Genomic DNA, 23,827 nt, shown 5'->3' on the forward strand with positions numbered 1-23,827 from the left:
GGGGGCATGAGATGAAACTCGGGGATAGCAGCCTTTTCCGCGGCCAATGCCACGTAGGCGGCCATTGGTGCGACGCCGACGGCGGCGAGGTCATCGAGGTCCGCAACCCGTCCACCGGCGAGCGCCTCGGCTCGGTCCCCAAGATGGGGGCGGCCGAGACCCACCGGGCGATCCAGGCGGCCAATGCCGCCTGGCCGGCCTGGCGGGCGCTGACCGCCAAGGAGCGGGCCCGCCTCCTCAGACGCTGGTACGATCTGATGGTGGAGAACCAGGAGGACCTGGCCGTCATTCTGACCTCGGAACAGGGCAAGCCCCTGGCCGAGGCCAAAGGGGAGATCCTTTACGGCGCCTCCTTCGTCGAATGGTTCGCCGAGGAGGCCAAGCGGGTCTATGGCGAGACCATTCCCGCCCACGCCGCCGACAAGCGCATCGTGGTGGTCAAGGAGCCTATCGGCGTGGTGGCGGCCATCACGCCCTGGAACTTCCCCAACGCCATGATCACCCGCAAGGCCGGCGCCGCCCTGGCGGCCGGTTGCCCGGTGGTGCTCAAACCCGCCAGCCAGACCCCGTATTCCGCCCTGGCCCTGGCCGTCCTGGCCGAGCGGGCGGGGATTCCCAAGGGTATCTTCAGCGTGGTGACCGGTTCGGCGTCCGCCATCGGCGGCGAGATGACCGCCAATCCGGTGGTGCGCAAGCTGACCTTCACCGGCTCCACCGAGATCGGTAAGCTGCTGATGGCCCAGTGTGCCGCGACGGTCAAGAAGACCTCCATGGAACTGGGCGGCAACGCGCCGTTCATCGTCTTCGACGACGCCGACCTGGATGCGGCGGTGAAGGGCGTCATGGCATCCAAGTACCGCAATACCGGCCAGACTTGCGTCTGCGTCAACCGCATCCTGGTGCAGGACCGCGTCTATGACGATTTCGCCTTCCGCCTCAAGAACGCGGTGGCCGCCCTCAAGGTGGCCGACGGTTTCGCCGATGGGGCCGAGCAGGGGCCGCTGATCGACGAGGCGGCGGTCGCCAAGGTGGAGGCTCATATCGAGGATGCGCTCTCCAAGGGTGCCCGTCTGGTGGCCGGCGGCAAGCGGCACGTGCGCGGCGGCACCTTCTTCGAGCCGACCATCCTGGCCGACGTCACCCCCGCCATGGCCGTAGCGCGCGAGGAAACCTTCGGCCCCGTGGCGCCGCTGTTCCGCTTCAAGACTGAGGCCGAGGCCATCCGCATGGCCAACGACACCGAGTTCGGGCTGGCCTCTTACTTCTACACCCGCGATATCGGCCGGGTGTGGCGGGTGGCCGAGGCGCTGGAATACGGCATGGTCGGCATCAACGAGGGGCTGATCTCCACCGAGGTGGCCCCCTTCGGCGGCGTCAAGGAATCCGGCCTGGGCCGCGAGGGCTCCAGGCACGGCATCGAGGACTATCTGGAGATCAAGTATCTCTGCATGGGCGGAATCGGAGGCTAAAGCCATGGACCGGCGCATCCCCGTCACCGTTCTGACCGGCTATCTCGGCAGTGGCAAGACCACCTTGCTCAACCGCCTGCTCAAGGGGCCGGCGGGGGCCGGCACCGCGGTCATCGTCAACGAGTTCGGCGATATCGGCCTGGACCATGACCTGATCGTCCACTCGGACGATGCCGTGGTGCTGCTGGCCAACGGCTGCCTGTGCTGCGCGGTGAAGGGCGATCTGGTCAAGACCCTGCGGGAACTGTGCTTCCGCCCCGGAGCGGGGATCGCCCGCGTCGCCATCGAATGCAGCGGGCTGGCCGATCCCAGTTCGGTGATCCAGGTGATCCTCGCCGATCCGGTGGTATCGGCCCGCTATGTGCTGGGCTCGGTGGTCTGCACCGTCGACGCGGTCAACGGCCCGGCCACCCTGGCGGCCCATCCCGAAAGCGCCCGGCAGGTCTCTCTGGCTGACCGGATCGTGCTGACCAAGCTGGACCTTGCCCCCGACGCGGAGGACGGCCTGCGCCACTGCTTGGCCGACGTCAATCCGGCGGTGGCGGTCATTCTGCCCGACCAGTGCGATCTTTCCGAACTGTCGGTCGAACTGCCGGGGCGGGTGTTCGAGACGGAAAGCGGGGCGCACAGCCACGGCATCCAATCATTCTCCATGGTGCGGGACGAGCCCATGGCGGCGGATACGCTGGACCTGCTGCTGCGGGCCATCCGGGACAACCTCGGCCCCGGTTTGCTGCGGGTGAAGGGGCTGCTCAACATCGAGGGCGAGCCCGAACGGCCGGTGGTTCTCCAGGGAGCCCAGGCCGTCCTGCACGACCTCATCCATTTGGACTCCTGGCCCGGCGAGGACCGCCGCAGCCGCATCGTCTTCATCACCCAAGGGATCGGCCGCCACGTGGTCGACGAGATCGTGACGCTGGTCGAGGGCATGGCCGCCCGCGACCGGCTGCGCAAGGCCGCCCAGGGTCACTGCTAGGGAATAAACGTGATGGCACAGATGATTGATCTTACCCAGAACGCTCCGTGGCGCGAACTGCGCTCCACGCCCGAGGACTGGGCGGCGCTGGGCCGCGAGGAACTGCTCGGCATGCTGGGCCACCTGCATGTGATCCGCGCCTTCGAGGAGACGGTGCTGCAATTGGAGGGAGAAGGGCTGGTCCACGGCCCGGCCCATTCCAGCATCGGCCAGGAAGGCGGCGCGGTGGGCGTCTGCTCCGTGCTGAACGCCTCGGACCTCATCACCGGTTCCCATCGGGGGCATCACCAGTTCCTGGCCAAGGGCCTGCGCTACCTGGAGCGGCCGGGCGCCGACCTGTCCAGTGATCCGCTGTCGGGCGAGGTGATGAACTTCCTGCACCGCTCGCTGGCCGAGATCATGGGGCTCGCCATCGGCTTCTGCAAAGGGCGCGGCGGCTCCATGCACCTGCGCTGGGCCGAGGCCGGGGCGCAGGGCACCAACGCCATCGTCGGCGGCGGCGTGCCGCTGGCCGCCGGTCTGGCCTGGGCCAAGCGGCGCCAGGGCAGGGGCGACGTGGTGTTCAGCTTCTTCGGCGACGGCGCCGCCAATATCGGCGCGGTGCCGGAAGCCATGAACCTGGCCGCCCTGTGGCGGCTGCCCATCTGCTTCTTCATCGAGAACAACGCCTATGCCGTCTCCACCACCTTGGAGGAAGCGACGCGCGAGCCGCGCCTGTCGTCGCGCGGTCCGGCCGTCGGCATCCCGTCGTTCCGGGTGGACGGCATGGACCCGGTGGCGGTGCGCCTCGCCACCGAGGCGGCGCTCAAGATCATGCGGAGCGGCGAGGGGCCGACGGTGATCGAGGCCGACGTCTACCGCTACTTCCACCACAGCGGCGGCCTGCCGGGCAGCGCCTTCGGCTATCGCCCCAAGGACGAGGAGGCGGCGTGGCGCCGGCGCGATCCCCTGGCCCACGTGGCGGCGGGGATGATCGAACGCAAGTGGTTGACCGAGGACGAGGATCAGGCCATCCGCGCCAATGCCCAGACGGCCATGAGCCATGCGGCGTCGCGCCTGACCGAGCCGGACGGCAACAAGCGCCGCATCGTCCCGGCGCTGTGGCCCAAGCCGGAATTCCGCGACCACGGGCTGCGCGGCGACCTGTCCGAATTCGCCGGAGCGCGCTTCGAGGAACTGGAAACCGCCAGCGGGCCGGTGGGCGAGGTCAAGTTCATCGATTCGGTTGCCGCCGTCATGACCCGGCGCATGGAGACCGACGAGCGCATCGTCATCCTGGGCGAGGACATCCACCGTCTGAAGGGCGGCACCAACGGTGCCACCAAGGGCATGTTCGACCGCTTTCCCGGCCGCATCGTTCCCACCCCCATCTCCGAACAGGGCTTCGTCGGCGTGGGCGGCGGCATCGCCATGGATGGAACCTACCGGCCGGTGGTCGAGCTGATGTACGCCGATTTCGCCCTGGTGGCCGCCGACCAGTTGTTCAACCAGATCGCCAAGGCGCGGCATATGTTCGGCGGCGACGCCCCCATGCCGCTGGTGCTGCGCAGCAAGTGCGCCATCGGCACCGGCTACGGCTCGCAGCATTCCATGGACCCCGCCGGGCTTTATGCCGCCTGGCCGGGCTGGCGCATCGTGGCGCCGTCGACGCCCTTCGACTATGTGGGCCTGATGAACAGCGCGCTGCGCTGCGACGACCCGGTGCTGGTGATCGAGCATGTGGGGCTCTACAACTCCAGTGGCCCGGGGCCGTCGGAGGATTTCGACTACTGCATCCCGCTCGGCAAGGCCAAGGTGGTGCGCCCCGGCTCGCGGCTCACCGTGCTCACCTATCTGGCCATGACGCCGCTGGCGGTGAAGGTGGCCGACGAGGCGGGGCTGGATATCGAGGTGATCGACCTGCGTTCGCTCGACCGCGCCGGTCTGGACTGGGAGACCATCGGCGCCTCCATCCGCAAGACCAACAACGTGGTGGTGCTGGAGCAGGGCGGGCAGACCGTCTCCTACGGTGCCATGCTGACCGACGAGATTCAGCGCCGCTTCTTCGACTGGCTGGACGCCCCGGTCGGCCGCATCCACGGCGGTGAATCGTCGCCCTCGGTGTCCAAGGTGCTGGAGCGGGCCGCCTATGTGGGCGAGGAGGAAATCCGCGAGGGCTTCGCCCGCGCCCTGGCCGAGACCGGCCTCAAGCTGGCGGCGGAATAGATGGGGGGCTCGGGCCTGCCCGGCCTTCGGGGCACCGACCATATGGGCTTCACCGTCCCCGACCTGGACGAGGCGGTGACGTTCTTCGTCGACGTCATCGGCTGCGAGCCGTTCTACGAACTCGGGCCGTTCCAGGCCGAGGACGACTGGATGGCCACCCACCTCGATGTCCATCCCCGGACGGTGATGCGGCGCCTCAAGTTCCTGCGCTGCCGCCATGGCTCCAACTTCGAGCTGTTCGAGTACGAGGCCCCGGACCAGAAGCGGACCCAGCCCCGCAACAGCGACGTGGGCGGCCATCATCTGGCCTTCTACGTGGACGACATGGATCGTGCGGTGGCCTATCTGCGGTCCAAGGGCGTACGCGTCCTGGGCGAGCCGACGGTCAGGACCGGCGGTCCCAATGGCGGCCAGACCTGGGTCTACTTCCTGTCTCCCTGGGGCATGCAGCTTGAACTGGTGAGCTTCCCCGACGGCAAGGGCTATGAGCGCGAGACCAGTGCGCGCCTGTGGCACCCCGCCTTTCCCGCGAATTGAGGAGCCGTCATGTCCGTACCCATCCTGATGCCCGCCCTGTCGCCGACCATGATCGAAGGCACCGTGGCCCGTTGGCTGAAGGCCGAGGGCGATGCCGTCAAATCGGGTGAGGCCATCTGCGAGATCGAGACCGACAAGGCGACCATGGAATTCGAGGCCGTCGACGAAGGCGTGCTGGGGAAAATCCTGGTGGCGGGCGGGACCTCTGGCGTCGCGGTCAACACGCCCATCGCCGTGCTGCTGGAAGAGGGCGAGGACGCTTCGGCCATTTCCGCCGCTCCGGCGCCCACCCCCACCCCGACTCTCCCCCGGCAAAGTCGGGGGAGGGAGAGTCCTCCTCCTCCCCCCGCGCAAGGCGTGGGGGGAGGCCGGGAGGGGGGCAGTACTGCCGGCGACCGCGTCTTCGCCTCGCCGCTGGCCAGGCGCATCGCCAGGGACGGCAAGGTGGACCTTGCTGCGGTCCGGGGCTCCGGTCCCCACGGCCGGATCACCAGGGCCGACGTGGAGGCGGCCATGGCCGCCGTCCCTGCTCCGGTACCGGTGGTTCCCGTGGTTGCTCCGGCCGCCGCCAGCCCGTTCGAGCCGGCCTTCGAAGAGCTTCCCAACTCCACCATGCGCAAGGTCATCGCCCGGCGCCTGACCGAGGCCAAGTCGACCATTCCCCACTTCTACCTGTCCATCGACTGCGAGCTGGACGCCCTGTTGAAGGTGCGGACCGAGCTGAACGGCCGCTCGGACGCCTACAAGCTGTCGGTCAACGACTTCGTGGTGCGCGCCGTGGCGCTGGCCCTGAAGAAGGTGCCGGCCGCCAACGCCTCGTGGGGCGAGGACGCCATCAAGCGCTACACCGATATCGACATCTCGGTGGCGGTGGCGACGCCCAACGGCCTGATCACCCCCATCGTGCATCATGCCGACCGCAAGGGCTTGGCCGACATCTCGGGCGAGATGAAGTCCCTGGCCGCCAAGGCGCGCGACAACAAGCTTAAGCCTGAGGAATTCCAGGGCGGCGGCTTCACCATCTCCAATCTCGGCATGTTCGGGATCAAGGAGTTCGCCGCCATCATCAACCCGCCCCAGGGCTGCATCCTGGCGGTGGGGGCCGGCGAGCAGCGTCCGGTGGTCAAGAACGGTGCGCTGGCCGTGGCCACGGTGATGACCTGTACGCTTTCGGTGGATCACCGGGTGGTCGACGGCGCGGTGGGGGCCGAATTCCTGGCCGCCTTCAAAAAGCTGATCGAAGACCCGCTCGCCATGTTGCTGTGAGGAGGGCCGTGTCATGACGCCCAGTTTCGACCAACTGCTTCTCCAGCGCCGCAGTCTGCGATCGTTCAGTGACCGTCCCATCGAACGCCAGGTCCTCGACCGGATGTTCGAGGCGGCGCGCTGGGCCTCGTCCGCCTACAACGAACAGCCCTGGGGCTATGTGGTGCTGGACGACCCCAGCTCGGAGACCCGGGCCCGCGTGCTCGACAGCATGGAGCCCCACAACCGGGCCTGGGCGGAAAAGGCCCCGGTCATCCTGGCCTCGGTGGCGCAATTGGGATTTCGCGGCCGCGACGGCGTCAACCGCCATGCCCACCACGATGTCGGCCAGGCCAACGCCCATCTGGCGCTCCGGGCGGCCGAACTCGGTCTTACCGTTCACATGATCGGCGGCTTCAACCATCAGGCGGCGGGCGAGGCCCTGGGGCTGGCGGCCGGCTTCGAGGTGGTGGCGCTGATGGCCGTTGCCTATCCCGGCCCGCCCGAGGTGCTGCCCGAACCCCTGCGGATCAAGGAGACGGCGCCGCGTGTCCGTCGCGAGATCGGCGAGTTCGTCCGGTTCGGCTAGAGGTTTAGGCGGACACATCATTTTTGCCGTCATTGCCGGGCTTGACCCGGCAATCCATGGACCCTCGGGTCAAGCCCGAGGGTGACGAGAAATGAAACCGCTTCGGCTAAAACCGGACAAACTCTATCCGGAGAAAGCGGCAATCACCCGAGGCGGGATCGTCGCCGCCCTGATCCGCCCCTGCTCGGCGTCGAAGGCGGTCCATACCCGGGTTTCCGAGCATTCGACGGCAACCACGTCGCCGTTGCGGACGACGTGCTGAAGCTCGAAGGCGCTACGGTGAAGCGCCGTGATGGTGGTCTCGATGACCAGATCGTCGCCCCAGCGACTTGGCGCCTTGAACCGCGCCTTGTTGTCGACCAGGGGGATGCCGTCGATGCCGAATTCCTCGATCAGGGATTTGAGCGACATTCCGGCTCGGGCCAGCAGGGCATGCACCGAGAAGTCGAACCAGATGAAGTAATTGGGGTTGAAGACGATCCCGGACGGATCGCAATGGCCGAATTCCACCTGGACGGATCGGGAGTTGGACAGCATCGGATATCTTCCGCCGGTTAGAGGTTATGGTGCCTGAAATCGTGAGAGGATCAGGCGCATGCTGCAAGCGATCTCTGGGCAAAGCTCGATCAGGCGGCCGGCCAGCTCGCGGGCCTTTCCGGTATTGACGGCGTTTCCCGCCGCTTCCGATTCGAGAATCTCGGCCAGTTCATCGATCTCCTCCCAACTGTGATCCACGGCAATCTCCCTGGACGAAGGTTCGGGAAAAAGGGGCCGGGCGACTGCTCGCCCGGCCAGGAGAGGGTATCGCGGCCCGGTGTCCGGTCAGGAGTGGGGAGAACACTATCCAGACATACCGGCGCGGTTCAAAGGAACCATGACAAGGATAACCGCAGGTGACGGCGGCCACGGTTGCCAATTGATATTTTTGCGTTTGGATTTTCAGAACGTCGCGCGCGGATATTTTGTAATATCTCTATTGTATGTGGCGCTTGCGCCTCCGCAATATCGTGGGATTTTGCCGTTCGATTTCTGCGAACGCTCTCCGACGATATTCAATCAAAGACCGAAACGCCCCCGGCATACAGTGATGTGATCATCGCTGTCGTGCCGTACGGCCACGGCACATTGCCTTTGCGGTTCTTGATTTGAGGAGGAAGCGTGATGACGCCAGCCGAAGTGTCCGTTGAAGCGACCGATGGCGAGACGACCGTCCTGAAGAGCGTCTGCCGGTCCTGTCACGGTGGCTGCGGCACCCTGCTTCACGTCCGGGGCGGAGAGCTGATCAAGGTGGAGGGCGACCCGGATTCCCCCCTCAATCGCGGCCGCCTCTGCCCCATCGGCACCGTGACCCGTGATCTGGTCTACCATCCCGACCGGCTGAAGTATCCCATGCGCCGGGTGGGCAAGCGCGGCTCGGGTCAGTGGGACCGCATCACCTGGGACGAGGCGCTGGACGAGATCGCTGCCCGGCTGGGCGACATCAAGGCCAAGTATGGCGCCGAATCCATCGCGCTCGGCACCGGTACCGGGCGTCACCACATCCGCTGGGTTTCCCGCTTCGGCCATGCGCTGGGCACGCCCAACTGGGCCGAGCCGGGCTTCGCCCAGTGCTTTCATCCCCGGGTCAACACCTGCATCCTGACCATGGGCGACTACCCGGTCTGCGACTTCACCGGCGACGTCGCGGCCGAGACCGTCATGTACTGGGGGCACAACCCGGTGAATTCCGGGCCGGATGGCGAGACCCGCTTCAACGCCCGCGATTCGGCGGCCGCCGCCAAGCACATCATCGTCGTCGACCCGCGCGAGACCGAACTGGCCAAGCGGGCGGAGATCTGGCTGCAGGTGCGGCCCGGCGCCGACGATGCGCTGGGGCTGGCCATGCTCAACGTCATCATCGGCGAAAAGCTCTATGATGAGGTGTTCGTCAGCCGCTGGACCCACGGCTTTGCCGAACTGGCCGCCCATGTGCGGCAGTACACGCCGGAATGGGCCGAGCCCATCACCTGGGTTTCGGCCGAAAAGATCCGGGCGGCGGCCCGGCTGTTCGCCCAGGCCAAGCCGGCCCTGCTGGAATGGGGCTGCGCCATCGAGCACACGCCCAAATGCATCCAGACCATCCGGGCGCTGTCGATGCTTCCGGTGCTGACCGGCAATATCGAGATTCCCGGCGGCTGGGTGTTCGGCATGAAGGGCATCGGCCGTTTCCCCAGCCTGATCGAACTGCTGAGCCCGGAGGCCAACGCCAAGCGCCTGGGCGGGCAGCAGTTCAAGCTGCTGGGCGGCGAGGGCGCCGATCTGCCGGCCGCCCACATCCCGACCCTGCTTCAGGCCATGCGGGAGGGCAAGCCCTATCCGGTCAAGGCCTTCCTGGTGTTCGGCAACAACACGCTCACCACCTACGCCAACAGTTCGCTGGTCTACGAATCGCTGATGAAGCTGGACTTCATGGTCAATGCCGACCTGTTCATGACGCCCACCGCCGAGCTGGCCGATATCGTCCTGCCCGCCGCGTCGTGGCCGGAACTGGACCAGATCGCCGGCCTGCCGACCATCGCCGCCAACGTGGTGCTGGGCCAGCAGAAGGCGGTCCGGGTGCACGAGTGCAAGGCCGACGAGGAGATCTTCACCGAACTGGCGCGGCGCATGAACCTGCCCGGCTGCACCGAGCCGGTGCGCGACGTGCTGAACTCCCAGTTGAAGGGACTGGGGATCACCTTCGAGGAACTGACCCAGAAGGGCTTCGTCAAGGTGCCGTTCAAGTACGGCAAGCACGAGGAGAAGGGCTTCAAGACGCCGACCGGCAAGATCGAGCTCTATTCCACCCGGCTGGAGGACATGGGCTACGCCCCGCTGCCCTATTACGAGGAGCCGCCGGAAAGCCCGATCGCCTCGCCCGAAATCGCCAAGGACTTCCCCCTGGTGCTGACCACCGGCGGGCGCATTCCCTTCTACTTCAACTCGGAACATCGCCAGTTGCCCAAGCTGCGCAAGGCGCGGCGCGATCCGCAGGCGGAAATCCACCCCGAGACCGCAGCCCGCTTCGGCATCAATAACGGTGACTGGATGTGGATCGAGACCAGGCGCGGCCGCATGAAGCAGAAGGCCAAGGTCACCACCGGCATCGATGCGCGCGTGATCAACGCCGAGCACGCCTGGTGGTTCCCCGACGAGGAGGGGCCGGAATACGGAGTCTGGAAGTCCAATGTCAATCTGTTGACCAACAATGAACCGCCCTACGACCCGGCCATGGGAACCTATCAGCTCCGTGCACTGCTGTGCCGGATCGGCAAGGCGGAATAATCACCAAAACGGGAGGTTAGAGGCATGCATCGAACATTCTGGAAGGCGGCGCGGGCCGCAATGGTCGGGCTGGCGGCGCAAGCCGCCGTGGTCGGAGTAGCGGCGCTGGCGGCGTTTCCCGCCGGTGCGGAAACGGTCAAGGTCGGAGTGATTCTGACCTATTCGGGGCGCGATGCGGCGCTGGGCGAGCAGATCGACCGCGCCATCAATCTCTACATCAAGCTGCATGGCGCCGAACTGCCGGCCGGACTCAATGTGGAACTGGTCCGGCGCGACGATACCGGTCCCAACCCGGATGTGGCCAAGCGTCTGGCCCAGGAACTGATCCTGCGCGAGAAGGTTCAGATGCTGACCGGCGGCCAATGGACGCCCAACGCCACGGCGGTGGCGGCGCTGTCCAAGGAAGCCAAGGTCCCCTTCGTGGTGATGACGGCGGGCGGTTCGGCGGTGACCGAACAATCGCCTTACGTCATCCGCACCGGCTGGACCCTGTGGCAGACCAGCTATCCCCTGGGGCAATGGGCGGCCAAGCAGGGGCTGAAGAAGGCCTATACCGTGGTCAGCGACTTCGCTCCCGGCCATGACGGCGAGACCGCCTTCATCAAGGGCTTCACCGAGAATGGCGGCGACATCGTCGGATCGGTCCGCATCCCGCTCAAGACCAGTGATTACCTGCCCTATCTGCAAAAGGTCAAGGAAGCCAATCCCGAGACCATCTACCTGTTCAATCCGGGCGGTCCCCAGGCCACCGCCTTCATGAAGGCCTTCGACGACATCGGACTGACCCGGTCCAAGGTGAGGATTCTCGGCCCCGGCGATATCACCAGCGACGACGAACTGCCCAACATGGGCAAGGCGGCGCTGGGCGTCACCACCTTGCTGCAGTATTCGCCGTCGGCCGACCGGCCCGAGAACAAGGAATTCGTGGCGGCCTGGAAGAAGGAATACGGCGAGGCGTCGGTTCCCACCTTCTTCGCCGTGGCCGGCTGGGACGGCATGAAGGCCGTCTTCGACGCCATCATCGCCCAGAAGGGCAAGATCGAGGCGGACAAGACCATCGCCTTCCTGGCCAACTGGTCCAACCCCAAGAGTCCGCGCGGCCCCATCAAGATCGATCCGGCCACCCGCGACATCGTCCAGAACCAGTATATCCGCCGGGTCGAGGAGGTGGGCGGCAAGCTGGCCAATGTCGAGGTCGAGACCATTCCCCAGGTCGCCGATCCGTGGAAGGCCATGAAGAAGTAGGCCATCGGCCGGGGCCGGCTTCGACGCGCCGGCCCCGCCTTACCCAACCTGCCCGCAGCGGATTCCGTCGGAGATCATGGACATGGGGATACAGGCAACGACACGGTGGTCCGTGGTCGGCGTATCGATCCTGGCCGGCGTGGTGGCCGCGGCTCATATCGGCAAGGTTCCGACGGTGATTCCGGCCTTGCGCGGCGAACTCGGCCTGGGGCTGGTCGCCGCCGGCTGGGTGGTCTCCATGTTCAATACCCTGGGCTCGGCCTGCGGCATCGTCCAGGGCATGATCGGAGACACGCTCGGCCATCGCCGGTCCGCCCTTGTCGGTCTTCTCCTGCTGGCGATCGGCGGAGGGGTGGGGGCCCTGTCCTCCGATGAGGTGCTGCTGCTGATCGGACGCTGTATCGAAGGCGTCGGGTTCATCTCGGTGGTGGTGTCCTGTCCGGGCCTGATCCTGGCCGCGACGGCGCCCCGCGACCGGCGGCTGACATTCGGGCTTCTTGGGGTCTACATGCCGACCGGCGTGGCGATCGCCCTGGCCACGGCGCCCTTCATCGAAGCCGCCTTGGGGTGGCGGGGGCTCTGGATGGTGCTGGCCGGGGTTTCCCTCGGCATGGCCGCCCTCCTGGCCTGGATCACGCGGGAATTGCCCGGGAACGATGCCGTCCCCGGCGCCGGTACCGTCCGGGGCGTCGCCGACGACTTGCTGATGACGCTCCGGCAGCCGGGGCTGTGGTGGCTGGCCGCCGCCTTCACCGCCTATACCGTGCAGTGGTCGTCCCTGCTCGTATGGCTGCCCAGTGTGCTCATGGAGACCCGGCGGACCGATGCGGTCGGCGCCGCCGGGCTGACCGCCCTGATCGCCGCCGCCAATGCCCCCGGCGGCGTTCTCGGCGCATGGCTGCTGCATTGCCGTATCCCTCGCGGCCAACTGGTCGTCGGTGCCAATGCGGCCATGGGATTGTGCTGCATCGGGATTTTCTCTCCCACGCTCAGCGACCAGACCCGCTTTGCCCTGTGCCTGCTCTTTTCCGGTCTGGGTGGAATTTTGCCGTCCGCCGTGCTTGGCGGCACGGCCGTGCATGCCTCCGGGCCGCGCCAGATCGGGGCGGCCAACGGAATGGTCATACAAGGCTCCAATCTCGGCCAGCTGATCGGCCCGCTGACGGCGGCAGGCCTGGTCAGCCTGTTCGGCAATTGGGACAGCGTCCGCAGCTTCCTGGTCGGAGCCGCCATGCTTGGAGTGATCGCCGGGCTTCTGGTCGAGCAAAGCGAACGGAGGTTGTCTTATTCAGAGGCCGACTGATCCGCAGGGACCCCGTTCCGACCTTGCCGCCCAATGGAAAAAGCCGGGGGTGCTAGAATTCTGGCACCCCCTTTTAGTTTTCGGGGGAGGGACGTCTGGCTTTTCGACTCCCCCGACGGGAATAGCCGCCGCCAAGGCGGTGGGCCGCTCACCACCACAGTGATAAATAAAGCCGACTGAACGGTCAATTAATTATTTTATTATCGGTGATATGGCTGATCAATACTGGGTATGTGGGGCTTGACAAAGACCGAACGGACGGACTAATAATCGGAAATGGCTTGTGCGAGGGGATGATGCAGCCGCTAACGGGTCTTAAGGTGGTGGATTTCAGCACTTTGCTGCCTGGCCCGCTGGCATCCCTGATGCTGGCGGAGGCGGGGGCGGAGGTTGTCAAGGTCGAGCGCCCCGGCTTCGGGGACGAAAGCCGCCTCATGTCCTCCGCTGTTTTCGCCATGCTGAACCGGGGCAAACGCAGCCTTTGCATCGATCTGAAGGACGAGCGGCGGCGGGCGGAACTGCTCGACGTCATTGCCCGCGCCGATATTCTTATCGAACAGTTCCGCCCCGGAGTGATGGCCCGTTCCGGCCTGGGGTGGGATGCCGTCCGCGAGATCAATCCGCGACTGATCTATTGCTCCATTACCGGATATGGTCAGTCCGGTCCCAAGGCCGCGCGGGCCGGGCACGACCTGAATTATCTGGCCGAGGCGGGCGTGTTGTCGCAGTCCCGGTCCATGCCGCCGGTCCTGATCGCCGATATCGTCGGCGGGGCTTACCCGGCGGTGATCAATATCCTCCTGGCCCTGGCGGCGCGCGACCGCGACGGAGAAGGCCGCCACATCGACGTGGCCATGACGGACAACCTGTACCCGCTCATGTTCTGGGACCTGGCCCAGGGGCTGGTGGCGGGGAGTTGGCCGTCGGCCGGGCAGGGATTCTTTACCGGCGGCTTGCCGCGCTACCGCCTGTACGAAACCGCCGACAACCGGATGCTGGCGGTCGGCGCCGTGGAAGACCGGTTTTGGGCGGAATTCTGCGCCGTCATCGATCTGCCTCCTTCCTTGCGCGATGACCGGCGTGATCCCGCCGCCACTGCCGAAGGGGTGGCGAAGCTGGTCAGGCGGCACCCGTCCGACCACTGGCGGGCGATCTTCGCCGACAAGGATGCGTGTTGCAGCGTGGTCGAGGACCTGGAGGCCGCGCTGAACGCCCCCCATGCCCAAAGCCGCGACCTGTTCGGGTATCAGGTCCAACTGGAGGGTGGGGAGGTGATCCCCGCCCTGCCCGTGGCGGTGGCGCCGGCCTTCCGGTCGGAACGGCGCGTCGCGGCGGCTCCGCGTCTTGGGGAGGCCAACGGGTATGGAAATGTTTGACCGTCCGGGCGGTGTTATGCACCCTGGGCGAAAGGCCATGCGGCGGTGCGTGGCGCGGCGAAGCAAGGGGTTGATTGATGGCGAGGACCCGGTCCCAGGATTATGACGCGATCAAGGTCGCCATTCTTGATAAGGCGGCCGATCTGTTCGCGAAGCAGGGCTTTGCCAATACGTCGATTACCGAGATATCGGAAGTAAGCGGTCTTTCAAAATCGGGCATATACCATTACTTCAAATCAAAGCATGAGGTTCTTGACACCATAATTTCAGAGCATGTCGAGACGGTGTTCGATGTTGTCGGCTCGGCCATGCAGGCGTCGCCGGAGCCGGTCAAGCAGTTCGAGACTCTTACGCTGTTGCTGATGAAGACCTATAGCCGCTCAAAGAGCCGGCATACGGTTCTGATGAACGAACTGGGATGCCTGCACGAACGCGAGCGAGAGAGAATCGTGGCGTTGGAACGTCGTGTCGTAAGGTTTACGGAAAGCATAATCGAGAAGATCAACCCGAACTTGATGAAGAGTGTGGGCGTCAGTCGCCCCGTCATTATGCTTTTCTTTGGAATGATCAACTGGACTTATACGTGGTACGACGCCGGTCTGAGTGTCAGTCCCGAGAGGCTTGCCAGAATGGCTTCCAGTATCTTCATGAACGGCCTTCAGGCCACCGATTTTACCGACAACGGCAAGCCCCTGTAGTCTTGCCGCCCCATCGAAGGTGTTGAGGGGATTTTCCTGATCTAAAAAAAGACCGAACGGTCGGATATATAATAAAGCCAACGTGCTTTTGGGCAATGGGAGGTTTCAATGTCTAAGACTGCGTATCAGCATCCGGAGGTGGAGTGTCTCGATAGAGACGCGATTCTAGCCATCCAGAAAAGGAAGCTGGCCGTCCTGGGAGGGCGTTTGGCGAAGTCGCCCGACTGGGTCGCCCATTTCCGATCGGCGGGCATGTCTCCGACCGATCTGGCAAGCCACGACGCGCTCGCGGCGGCCCCGACCCTTGAGAAGACCAATCTTCGCGATCTCTACCCCTTTCCCATGCTGACCAACGACATGTCGACGGTCCGCCGCTTCATCGCGACGTCGGGCACCACCGGATTGCCCGTCATGTTCGGCATGACCGACCGCGACCTGGATCATCTGCTGGCCTATCAGATGTGCCGTATCCTGCGGACGGCCGGGGTCGAGCCGAGCGACCGGTTCTACCAGGGCTATGGCTACGGCCTTTGGGTCGGGGGGCTGGCGCTGGACGTGGGGCTGAAGGCCTACGGCGCCACCAATTTCCCGTTGGGGCCGGGGCGGGCCGAACTGGCCCTGGCTTATTTGCGCGACCATGGCTACACCGCCTGCTCCATGTCGCCGCTCTGGCTGATGACCCTGGTGACCGCCGCGCATGAAATGGGGATGGACCCCAAACGGGACTGGAAGCTTCGCGTCGGCCTGTTCGGCGGACAATCCGTTTCGGCGGCGTTCCGCGACCAGTTGGAGGCCGCCCTGCCGCCCGGCTTCATCGCCCACAATATTTACGGAACCACCGAGGCGGGCGGGCCAGTGCTCGGTATTTCCTGCCCGTATTCCCATGATCGGGACGAGATGCACCTGATCAACGAGGACACCATCATCACCGAGATTCTCGACCCGGCGACCATGTCGCCGGTCGGGCCGGGCGAGGTCGGCGAACTGGTGATCACCACCCTGGACCGCGATGCCAGTCCGGTGGTTCGCTGGCGGACCCGCGATCTCGTCCGATTGTCCGATCACCCATACGACTGCCCCTGCGGCCGCAAGGGCATGCCGCTGGTCGGCCGGATCATCGGTCGCAGCGACGACATGCTCAAGGTCCGCGGCGTCATCGTGTTTCCCACCCAGATCGAAGACATCATCGCCAATACGGAAGGAGCGGTGAAAGAGGCGTGGCATATCGTCATCGACCGCGAGGACAAGGTCCTCGAGGAAATCAATATCGAGATCGAAAAGACCAAGGGTTCCAACGTCCCCCGCGAGGACGTGGCCTACAGGGTCCAGCATGCCGTCCATTCCCGAATCGGCATCAGGGCCAATGTCATTTGCCACGATGAAGGCACGCTTCCTCGATACGAGGCCAAAGCCGTGCGTGTCCATGTGAGGAAAAACTGACGGAGGAGGCGAGAATGTTCAAGAACGGAGCACGAGCCATAGGAATGCTTTTGGGCGTCATGGCATCTTGGGTCGCGGCTGTTTCCGGTCCCGCCACCGCCGCCGAGCCGATCCGGATCGGGGCGGTTCTGGGGGTGACCGGGGCGGTGTCGTATATCGGCGACCCCGAGCTCAAGACGCTGGAAATGCTGGTCGACCAGATCAACGCCAAGGGCGGCCTGCTGGGGCGGCCGGTCAAGCTGATCGTCTACGATGACGGCGGCGATGCCGCCGCCGCCCGCACCTATACCAACCGGTTGATCGAGGGCGACAAGGTGGACGCCATCATCGGAAGCAGCACCAGCGGAGCCAGCCTGGCGATTTTGCCCCTCGCCGAAAGGGGCGAGATGCCCATGATCTCCCTGGCCGGGGCGGAGCCCATCGTGGTTCCCGCCAGGAAATGGGTGTTCAAGACTCCTCAAACCGACCGGATGGCGGTGGTCCGGACCTTCGACGACATGAAGGCCCGGGGAATCACCAGGATCGCGCTGCTGACCGGGGCGGACGGGTTCGGCAAGTCCGGACACGACATCGCGGTCGACATCGCGGCGGCGAACGGCATGACCATTCTGCTGGACGAGGTGTTCTTCCCCAAGGACGTCGACATGGGGGCACAGCTCGCCAAGGTCCGGACCGCCGCCGACGTCCAGGGAGTCCTGGTCATCGGAGCCGGTGTCGCACCGGCGATCCTGACCAAGAATTACCGCCAGCTTGGCATGACCTACCCGCTGTATCACTCCCACGGAGTGGCGTCCCAGTCCTTCATCGACATGGCGGGAGAGGCGGCGGAAGGGGTGCGTCTGCCTGCTCCGGCCCTGCTGGTGGCCGGCGATCTGTCGTCCTCCGATCCCCAGCGGGAGGTGGCGCTCGGCTACATCCGTTCCTACCAGGAGCGCTACGGCAAACCGCCGTCGCCGTTCGGTGGCTATGCCTTCGATGCCTTCAACATGCTGGTCGAGGCCATCAAGCGGGCCAATTCGGTCGATCGTGGAAAGGTTCGTGACGCCATCGAGGCGACCAGGAGCTTCGCCGGCACCGGGGGCGTGTTCACCATGAGCGCCCAAGACCACATGGGGTTGGACGCATCGGCCTTCCGCATCGCCGAGGTTCGGGGCGGCGTCTGGCGTCTGGCCACTCCGTAGGGATGGCCGGGCGCCGGGGCGGTATCCGCCATCTGGAAAGGGGGCGGATGCCGCCGCGCTGCGGGTGGAGATTAAAGACCGTACGGGTGGTCTATATATTCCGCCCTTCCGGTCGACGATGAACTCGGCATAAATCCGATAATCCTGGAGTGTTGACGTGGAATGTCGTGTCTCATATAGTCATTTAACAGACCGATCGGTCGGTCTTTTAAATATGGGTGGAGCCGATGGTGTGGGGTCTCTGAACGTCCCTGTGCCGTGTTCGCTGTGAAGTCGGAGATGGACCGATGAAAAGAGAAACCGATTACGGCTATGCGCTGAAGTCTGTGTATGGTCCCGAGGATGTTGCCGGGTTTGACTATTCCAGGGATCTCAACGATCCGGGGGGGTACCCCTATACCCGGGGCTATTATCCCGAGGGCTATCGCAGCCGGATGTGGACCCAGCGGATGACGGCCGGGCTCGGCACGTCGGTCGATGCCAACAAGGTCCTGAAAAAATATCGCGACATGGGTCAGGTCGGCGGAATCTGCGTCATCAGCGACCGCGTTTTCTCAGACTGTATCGACCCGGATCATCCGCTCGGCCGCCGGGAGGCCGGCGTGCTGGGCTGGCCGGGCTGCTCCCTCCTCGAATTCGAGGAGATGATGGAGGATATTCCCCTTACTGGTCAGTCGATCACCCTGCTGGGCTCCAGCGCCCCCAGCACGCTGAGGCTGGCCTATGTGGTGGCGCTTGCCCAAAAGCGCGGGATCGATCCCAGCAAGATCCATGGCAGCGTCATGGAATCGCCGTTCGAGAACTATTTCGGCCAGACCGACGTCAGTCCGTTCGATCTGAATCTGAAGCTGTTTCTCGATGCGTCGGAATACGTGCTGCGCAACAAGATTCGCATGCGGGCCAGCATTATCTCCCAGCATTTCCAGGAATCCGGGGGCAACAGCGCCCAGGCGCTGGCCGTCAACCTGTCCATGGTCAAGGAGATCTGCGGGCGCCTGATCAACGAGCGTGGCCTCGACTTCGATACCACTTCTCTGTTGCCCTACGAACTGGTCAGCGTCGGCACGCGGTTCTTCGAGGAAATCGCCAAGATGCGGGCCCTGCGGCGCATGTACGCCAGAATGGCGAAGGAGGAGTTCGGCGCGAAAACCGAAAAGGCCTGCCAGTTGCTGATGGCGGTCCATACCTCGGGCCGGACCATGACCTATCAGCAGCCTTTGAACAATATCGCCCGGTGCGCCATCCAGACGTTGGCCGGCGTCATCGGCGGCTGTTCCGCCCTGGACAACGCCACCTTGGACAACGCCCATTCCGAGCCGTCGGCCCTGGCGGCGCGGATGTCGCTGAATACCCAGCACATCGTCGCCTACGAATCCGGGGCCGCCGACGTGGTGGACCCCCTGGCGGGCTCCTACTTCGTCGAGGCCCTGACCAACAAGGTCGAGGAAGAGGGCTACAAGATCTACAACGAAATCCAGGCCATGGGCGGGATGGTTGCCGCGCTTAAAAAGGGCTTCATCCAGGAAATGCTCTCCGCCGAGGCGGCCAAGAAATTCCGCGAGATCGACGGCAAGGAGCGTCTGGTGGTCGGCGTCAATCACCTGGTGATCCCGCCGGAAGATGACTTCGAGATCCCCATCCAGGAAGTCCACTCCCAGGATTCGGAGACGATCGCCAACCGCATGGCCGAATGGAAGCCGACGCGCGATCAGGCGCTTCTGAACGCCACCATCGGCCAGTTGTATGCGGACGCGCGAAAGGATGACCGCTTCAACCTGATGCCGTCGATCATCGAGGCGGTGAAGGCCTACGCGACGGTGGGCGAGGTCATGGGGGTCATTCGCAAGGGGCGCGGTCTCAGCTATGACCCGTTCGAGATGATCGAATGCCCTTTCACGTTTGAGTAGGAGGATTTGATCATGCTGAAAGGAAAGGGAATCAAGGCCATCGTGTCGATGATCGGCCTGGATGGGCATACCACCGGCGGCGAAATCGTCGCCCGGGTTTTGCGGGATGCCGGTTTCGAGGTGATCTATCTCGGCGCCACCCAGACACCGGAAATGATTCTGCAGGCGGCCATTCAGGAAGACGTCGACGTCATCGGCATCAGTTCGCACGCCTCCAACTACATCCAGATCGAATATCTGGTGGAACTGCTGCGCAAGAACGAGATGTCCGACGTTCCGGTGATCTGCGGCGGCAACATCCCCAAGCACGTCGCCAAGCAACTGAAGGGCCGGGGAGTGGCCGAGGTGTTTCCGCCCGGAAGCTCCAGCGCCGACATCATCGGCTACATCGTCGCCAACGCGAGGGGAGCTCAGCGGCGCTCGGCTTGAGGCGCTCCGGGAGGTTGTCATGAAAATCAACGGCGAGGACAAGGGACTGATCGACGCCCTGGGTTCCGGCGATATCAGGACCTGCGCCCGGATCATCAGCCGGATCGAGCGTGGCGACACCGAGGTCGTCTCGCTGCTGCAGGCCCTTTATCGGGCGGGGGGGCGCAGCCGGGTGGTCGGTGTCACCGGACCGCCCGGGGCGGGCAAAAGCTCGCTGGTGAGCCAGTTGGTCAAGGTCTGGCGGAAGCGGGGGCTGAAGGTGGCGATCCTGGCCGTCGACCCCTCCAGCCCGTTTTCCGGCGGAGCCGTGCTCGGCGACCGCCTGAGGATGGCCGAGCACAGTTGTGATGACCAAGTGTTCATCCGCAGCATGGCGTCACGCGGCCAGCTCGGCGGCCTGACCAAGGCGGTTGGCGACGCTCTTACCGTTCTCGACGCCATGCCCTGGGATATCGTCGTGGTCGAGACGGTGGGAGTCGGTCAGAACGAAACCGACATCATCCGTCATGCCGACGTCGTCGCCCTGGTGCAGACCCCCATGGGAGGGGACGATATCCAGGCGGCGAAGGCCGGGATCAACGAAATCGGCGATATCTACGTGGTGAACAAGGGTGACCATCCCGACGCCAACCGGACCTGTCGCCAGCTTCGCGACATGATCTCTCTCGGCCAGCATCTGAATCCCGGCGACTGCTCCTGGGTTCCGCCGGTGATCAAGACACAGTCGCTGCTTGGACAGGGGGCGGATGAACTGGCGGACCAGATCGAAAACCGCTTCCGGAACCTGCGGGAAAATCCGGAAATGGCTCGCCGTCGCGCCCGAGAGCGGATACGTCACCGCACTGCGGAAATCGTTCGCGACATGCTTGACCGGCGGCTCCACTCCGAGGACGGCCAAGCGGTCGAGGCCATGATCGATTCTGTGCTGGTCCGGGAGCGGGACCCCTATGCCCTTGCCGCCGGGCTCATCGCCGCCATGACCTGAGGTTTTAGGTATCGAGGCAGAGCAGGAACAGCTGGTGCTGGCTGCAAATTCCCAGCTTGGCGTAGGCGCGCTTGCGATAGGTGGCCACCGAGTTCGCGGTGATCCCCAAATCCAGCGCGATGGCTTCGGTGGTGTAGCCGGTGACGATGCGACTGCACACCTCGCGCTCGCGCACCGCCAGCGATGGCGCCCGGCGGTTGAGGATGCGCGATACCGTGGCCGGGTCCGGCCGGGATGGTTCGGCCGGGGTCGCGCGCAGCTCCAGGTGGCGGAGGATGCATTGCGACGCGGTCTCGGCCAGCCGGGCCAGATTCTCCACCTCCCGCAGCGAGAACGCCTCGGTACCGGTGGCGAAATAGTAGTTCTGGTAGATGGCGTGGGTCTGGCTCTGGTCGAGGATGGAGAGCTTGCCCTCCAACTGGGCGTCGTCGAAGAAGTGGCGCCGGTACCAGTCGTCCTCGATCTGCCCGCGCCGCATCAGGCCCAGGCATAGCCCCTGGCGCTTGGAGCGCGTCAGGCGGTCCAGGGTGGGGTCGCGCTGGAAGAACCGTTCCGAGACGTATTGGCCGACCAGATCCGAGGCCATTTCCGGACAGGCCCGGTGCCAGGAGAACAGCGGGCGGGTCCGCTCGCCCTCCAGCGAAACCACGTTGATCTGGTCCAGATTGGCGGCGGCGGCCAGCAGATCGGCCAGCCGCGCCTCGAACCGCTCCTGGCCGATGGCGGCGATCACCGCCGCCAGCCGCCGGCCAAGGTCGCCGTCGCCCGTCCGGGCGGCGATCTCGCTGTAATCCTGCCAATCGGCCGACGACGACCGGCCCCCCGGGCCTTTCAAGCCGATGGGTGCTTCCATTGCGCGATCCTCCCTCCGAGCGGGCCTTGTTTCGCCCTCTTCAGGCAAAGACCCTAACATGCCCAAGGTGATGCGGCCAACGCTGAAGTTACTGTATGGTAACTATGTTACTTGGTGGTAACTAAGCCCTTGCCATCGGTATGGGGGGAGGCTAGCCTTCGCCATGATTTCAGCCCGAGGCGGAAGGCGCGTGACGCGAATGGCAATTCCCAGGCAGGGCAGCCCGGCCTTTCCCAACCGCGCCGCCCAGCGGGAACTGAAGCTCGAGGCCCTGTATGAATGTGCCGCCGGCGCCTTCACCGAAAAGGGCTTTCACGGCACGTCGCTGGACGACATCGCCACCGCCCTGGGGATTTCCAAGCCGGCGCTCTACCGTTATGTCCCTAATAAGCAGGCTCTCTTGTACCGGCTGCACTGCCTGTCCCTGGACGCGGCCGAGGCGGCGGTGACCGAGGGCGAGGCCAGTCCGGCCGATGGCGTCGAGCGGCTGCGCATCGCGCTCTATCTCTACATCCGCTCGCTGACCGCCTCGTCCAGCGCCTGTCTGGTGCTGATGGAGGAGGGCACCATGACCGGCGCCGAGAACGAGGCCATCCTGGCCCGGCGCCGCGCCTTCGAGGGCCGCTTCCGCGCTCTGGTCGCCGACGGCATCGCCGATGGCTCCATCGTGCCGTGTGATCCCAAGCTGGCGGTGTTCAGCGTCCTGGGAGCGGGCAATTGGGTGTCGCGCTGGTTCAGGGCGGGCGGAGCGCGCTCGGGCGACGACATCGCCCGTGCCATGAGCCGGCAACTGGCCCGTGGCCTGGCCTCCGACCCGTCCCGCTATCTCCTGGAATAACAAGGGCCGCGCCACCCGTGGGATGGCGCGGCCAGTTGGCCGGTGGAAGGTACCCGCTGAAGACCGGCCTGGAAGATGGTTTCAGTCCACCAGGGACCAGGACCCACCTTTCACCTCGACGACATGGAAGGCCCGAAGCGACAGGCCCAGATGATCGGCGGCGGTCATGGATACGATGCCGCCGGTACCCACGTAACCCGACGTCTTCTCGATCTCGTCCCTGACCTTGGCCTTGTCGGTGGAGCCGGCCCGGTTGATGGCGGCCATGACGATCTGCAGCGCGTCGTAGGCGTGGCCGGCGAAGGTGGACGGATCGGTGGCGGCCTTGGCCTGATAGGTCTTGGCGAACAGGGTGACCACCGGCTTTTGCGGGTCGGCGGCGGGCAACTGGTCGGCCACCACCAGTCCGCTGGCCGGCAGCCTGACCCCTTCGGCGGCATCGCCGGCCAGACGGATGAACTCCTTGGAGGCGACGCCGTGGGACTGGTAGAGCGGCAGGGTGATGCCCAACTGGCGGTAGTTCTTGGTGACGATGGCCGGACCCTGGCCCAGACCGAAATTGAACACCGCCTGAACGCCGGGAGTATTCTTGATCTTGGTAAGCTGGGCGGTGACGTCGGGGTCCTTGGACGAATAGATCTCGTCGGCGACGATCTCGACGCCGCTGTCCTTGGCCACCTTCAGGGTCTCGTCATGGCCCGATTTGCCGAAGCCGGCATCCTCGGAAATGATCGCCGCCTTGGTGATGCCGCGCTTCTTCATGTCGGCCAGCACCCGTTCGGCGGCCATGCGGTCGTTGTGTGAGACCTTGAACACCCACTTCTTGACCGGTTCGACCACCACCACGGCGCCGGCCAGGGAGATGAAGGGGGTTTCGCCCCGCTCGATCAGCGGCACCATGGCCATGGTGGTGGCGGTGGTGGTGCCGCCGATCAATACGTCCACATTGTCGTTCTGGATCAGGCGCTTGACGTTGCCGACCGCCTTTTCCGCCTGACCGCCGTCGTCATAAGTGATCAGCTCGAGCTTGCGGCCCAGGACGCCGCCTTCCTTGTTGATCTGCTCGATATACATCTCGAGGACCTTCTTCTCGGGTTCGCCGAGAAACGAGGCCGGGCCGGTGAAGGACAGCGGCGCGCCGATTCTGATGGTTTCGGCGCCCCGGGCCGCCTGGGCCGACAGGGCGAGGCCCAGGCCAAGCGCGGCCGTGAGCATTTGCCTTCTGGACATGAACATGACGTTTTCCTC

At 65.0% G+C, this 23,827-nt stretch carries 21 protein-coding genes; 17 read left to right on the forward strand and 4 right to left on the reverse strand.

The features are described 5' to 3' along the window. Positions 1–11 precede the first annotated feature (11 nt). The 6 genes from gabD to CP958_RS24845 are packed head-to-tail and all read left to right on the forward strand — an operon-like array spanning position 12 to position 7,021. Complete coding sequence (gabD, locus tag CP958_RS24820; RefSeq protein WP_096704836.1) at positions 12–1,469, forward strand: NADP-dependent succinate-semialdehyde dehydrogenase; 1,458 nt, start codon at positions 12–14, stop codon at positions 1,467–1,469. 4 nt (positions 1,470–1,473) lie between these two features. Continuing rightward, complete coding sequence (locus tag CP958_RS24825; RefSeq protein WP_096704837.1) at positions 1,474–2,445, forward strand: GTP-binding protein; 972 nt, start codon at positions 1,474–1,476, stop codon at positions 2,443–2,445. Between the two features lie 21 nt (positions 2,446–2,466). Further along, entirely contained in the window at positions 2,467–4,650 is a 2,184-nt protein-coding gene (locus tag CP958_RS24830) for an alpha-ketoacid dehydrogenase subunit alpha/beta (protein WP_096704838.1), read from the forward strand. Beyond that, on the forward strand, positions 4,651–5,187 hold the full coding sequence (locus CP958_RS24835) for a VOC family protein (protein ID WP_096704839.1): 537 nt from the start codon (positions 4,651–4,653) through the stop codon (positions 5,185–5,187). A gap of 9 nt (positions 5,188–5,196) precedes the next feature. Continuing rightward, positions 5,197–6,453 (forward strand): pyruvate dehydrogenase complex dihydrolipoamide acetyltransferase, encoded by a 1,257-nt coding sequence (locus CP958_RS24840; protein ID WP_096704840.1) that lies wholly within the window; start codon positions 5,197–5,199, stop codon positions 6,451–6,453. Positions 6,454–6,466: 13 nt separating this feature from the next. Next, a complete protein-coding gene (locus CP958_RS24845) occupies positions 6,467–7,021 on the forward strand; it encodes a nitroreductase family protein (RefSeq protein ID WP_096702055.1) in 555 nt (184 codons plus the stop codon). Positions 7,022–7,144: 123 nt separating this feature from the next. On the opposite strand, the gene CP958_RS24850 is transcribed toward CP958_RS24845, so the two are convergent. Next, positions 7,145–7,558, reverse strand: a complete 414-nt coding sequence (locus tag CP958_RS24850; RefSeq protein WP_096702054.1) for a thioesterase family protein — start codon at positions 7,556–7,558, stop codon at positions 7,145–7,147. Positions 7,559–7,582: 24 nt separating this feature from the next. Then, positions 7,583–7,756: a hypothetical protein gene (locus CP958_RS26585; protein WP_170958945.1), complete on the reverse strand. Its 174-nt coding sequence runs from the start codon at positions 7,754–7,756 to the stop codon at positions 7,583–7,585. 426 nt (positions 7,757–8,182) lie between these two features. Between CP958_RS26585 and CP958_RS24855 the strand changes: the two genes are divergently transcribed. The 10 genes from CP958_RS24855 (at position 8,183) to meaB (ending at position 20,888) form a co-directional block, all read left to right on the forward strand. Continuing rightward, complete coding sequence (locus tag CP958_RS24855) at positions 8,183–10,324, forward strand: molybdopterin-dependent oxidoreductase (protein ID WP_096704841.1); 2,142 nt, start codon at positions 8,183–8,185, stop codon at positions 10,322–10,324. A 24-nt stretch (positions 10,325–10,348) separates the two neighbouring features. Beyond that, positions 10,349–11,569 carry an ABC transporter substrate-binding protein gene (locus CP958_RS24860; protein WP_242442850.1) on the forward strand — a complete coding sequence of 407 codons (1,221 nt, stop codon included), beginning with the start codon at positions 10,349–10,351 and terminating at the stop codon, positions 11,567–11,569. A 76-nt stretch (positions 11,570–11,645) separates the two neighbouring features. Further along, positions 11,646–12,872, forward strand: a complete 1,227-nt coding sequence (locus tag CP958_RS24865; RefSeq protein ID WP_096702052.1) for an MFS transporter — start codon at positions 11,646–11,648, stop codon at positions 12,870–12,872. Between the two features lie 293 nt (positions 12,873–13,165). Next, entirely contained in the window at positions 13,166–14,248 is a 1,083-nt protein-coding gene (locus CP958_RS24870; RefSeq protein ID WP_197706457.1) for a CaiB/BaiF CoA-transferase family protein, read from the forward strand. A 77-nt stretch (positions 14,249–14,325) separates the two neighbouring features. Further along, positions 14,326–14,946, forward strand: coding sequence for a TetR/AcrR family transcriptional regulator (locus tag CP958_RS24875; protein WP_096704842.1), 621 nt, complete (start codon positions 14,326–14,328; stop codon positions 14,944–14,946). A gap of 207 nt (positions 14,947–15,153) precedes the next feature. Then, on the forward strand, positions 15,154–16,386 hold the full coding sequence (locus CP958_RS24880) for an AMP-binding protein (RefSeq protein WP_197706458.1): 1,233 nt from the start codon (positions 15,154–15,156) through the stop codon (positions 16,384–16,386). Between the two features lie 59 nt (positions 16,387–16,445). Further along, on the forward strand, positions 16,446–17,567 hold the full coding sequence (locus tag CP958_RS24885) for an ABC transporter substrate-binding protein (protein ID WP_242443136.1): 1,122 nt from the start codon (positions 16,446–16,448) through the stop codon (positions 17,565–17,567). Positions 17,568–17,854: 287 nt separating this feature from the next. After that, a complete protein-coding gene (locus tag CP958_RS24890; protein ID WP_096704845.1) occupies positions 17,855–19,474 on the forward strand; it encodes a methylmalonyl-CoA mutase family protein in 1,620 nt (539 codons plus the stop codon). 12 nt (positions 19,475–19,486) lie between these two features. After that, positions 19,487–19,903: a cobalamin-dependent protein gene (locus CP958_RS24895; protein ID WP_197706460.1), complete on the forward strand. Its 417-nt coding sequence runs from the start codon at positions 19,487–19,489 to the stop codon at positions 19,901–19,903. Positions 19,904–19,922: 19 nt separating this feature from the next. After that, the gene (gene meaB, locus CP958_RS24900) at positions 19,923–20,888 is read left to right on the forward strand and encodes a methylmalonyl Co-A mutase-associated GTPase MeaB (RefSeq protein WP_096704846.1); all 966 of its coding nucleotides are present in this window, start codon (positions 19,923–19,925) and stop codon (positions 20,886–20,888) included. Between the two features lie 4 nt (positions 20,889–20,892). Here meaB and CP958_RS24905 read toward each other — a convergent pair whose 3' ends face one another. After that, on the reverse strand, positions 20,893–21,741 hold the full coding sequence (locus CP958_RS24905; protein WP_170959106.1) for a helix-turn-helix transcriptional regulator: 849 nt from the start codon (positions 21,739–21,741) through the stop codon (positions 20,893–20,895). A 199-nt stretch (positions 21,742–21,940) separates the two neighbouring features. Between CP958_RS24905 and CP958_RS24910 the strand changes: the two genes are divergently transcribed. Further along, entirely contained in the window at positions 21,941–22,579 is a 639-nt protein-coding gene (locus tag CP958_RS24910) for a TetR/AcrR family transcriptional regulator (protein ID WP_170959107.1), read from the forward strand. A gap of 81 nt (positions 22,580–22,660) precedes the next feature. Here CP958_RS24910 and CP958_RS24915 read toward each other — a convergent pair whose 3' ends face one another. After that, positions 22,661–23,809, reverse strand: coding sequence for an ABC transporter substrate-binding protein (locus CP958_RS24915; protein WP_197706461.1), 1,149 nt, complete (start codon positions 23,807–23,809; stop codon positions 22,661–22,663). Positions 23,810–23,827: the final 18 nt, after the last annotated feature.

The sequence above is a fragment of the Magnetospirillum sp. 15-1 genome, assembly GCF_900184795.1.
GTDB lineage: Bacteria > Pseudomonadota > Alphaproteobacteria > Rhodospirillales > Magnetospirillaceae > Phaeospirillum.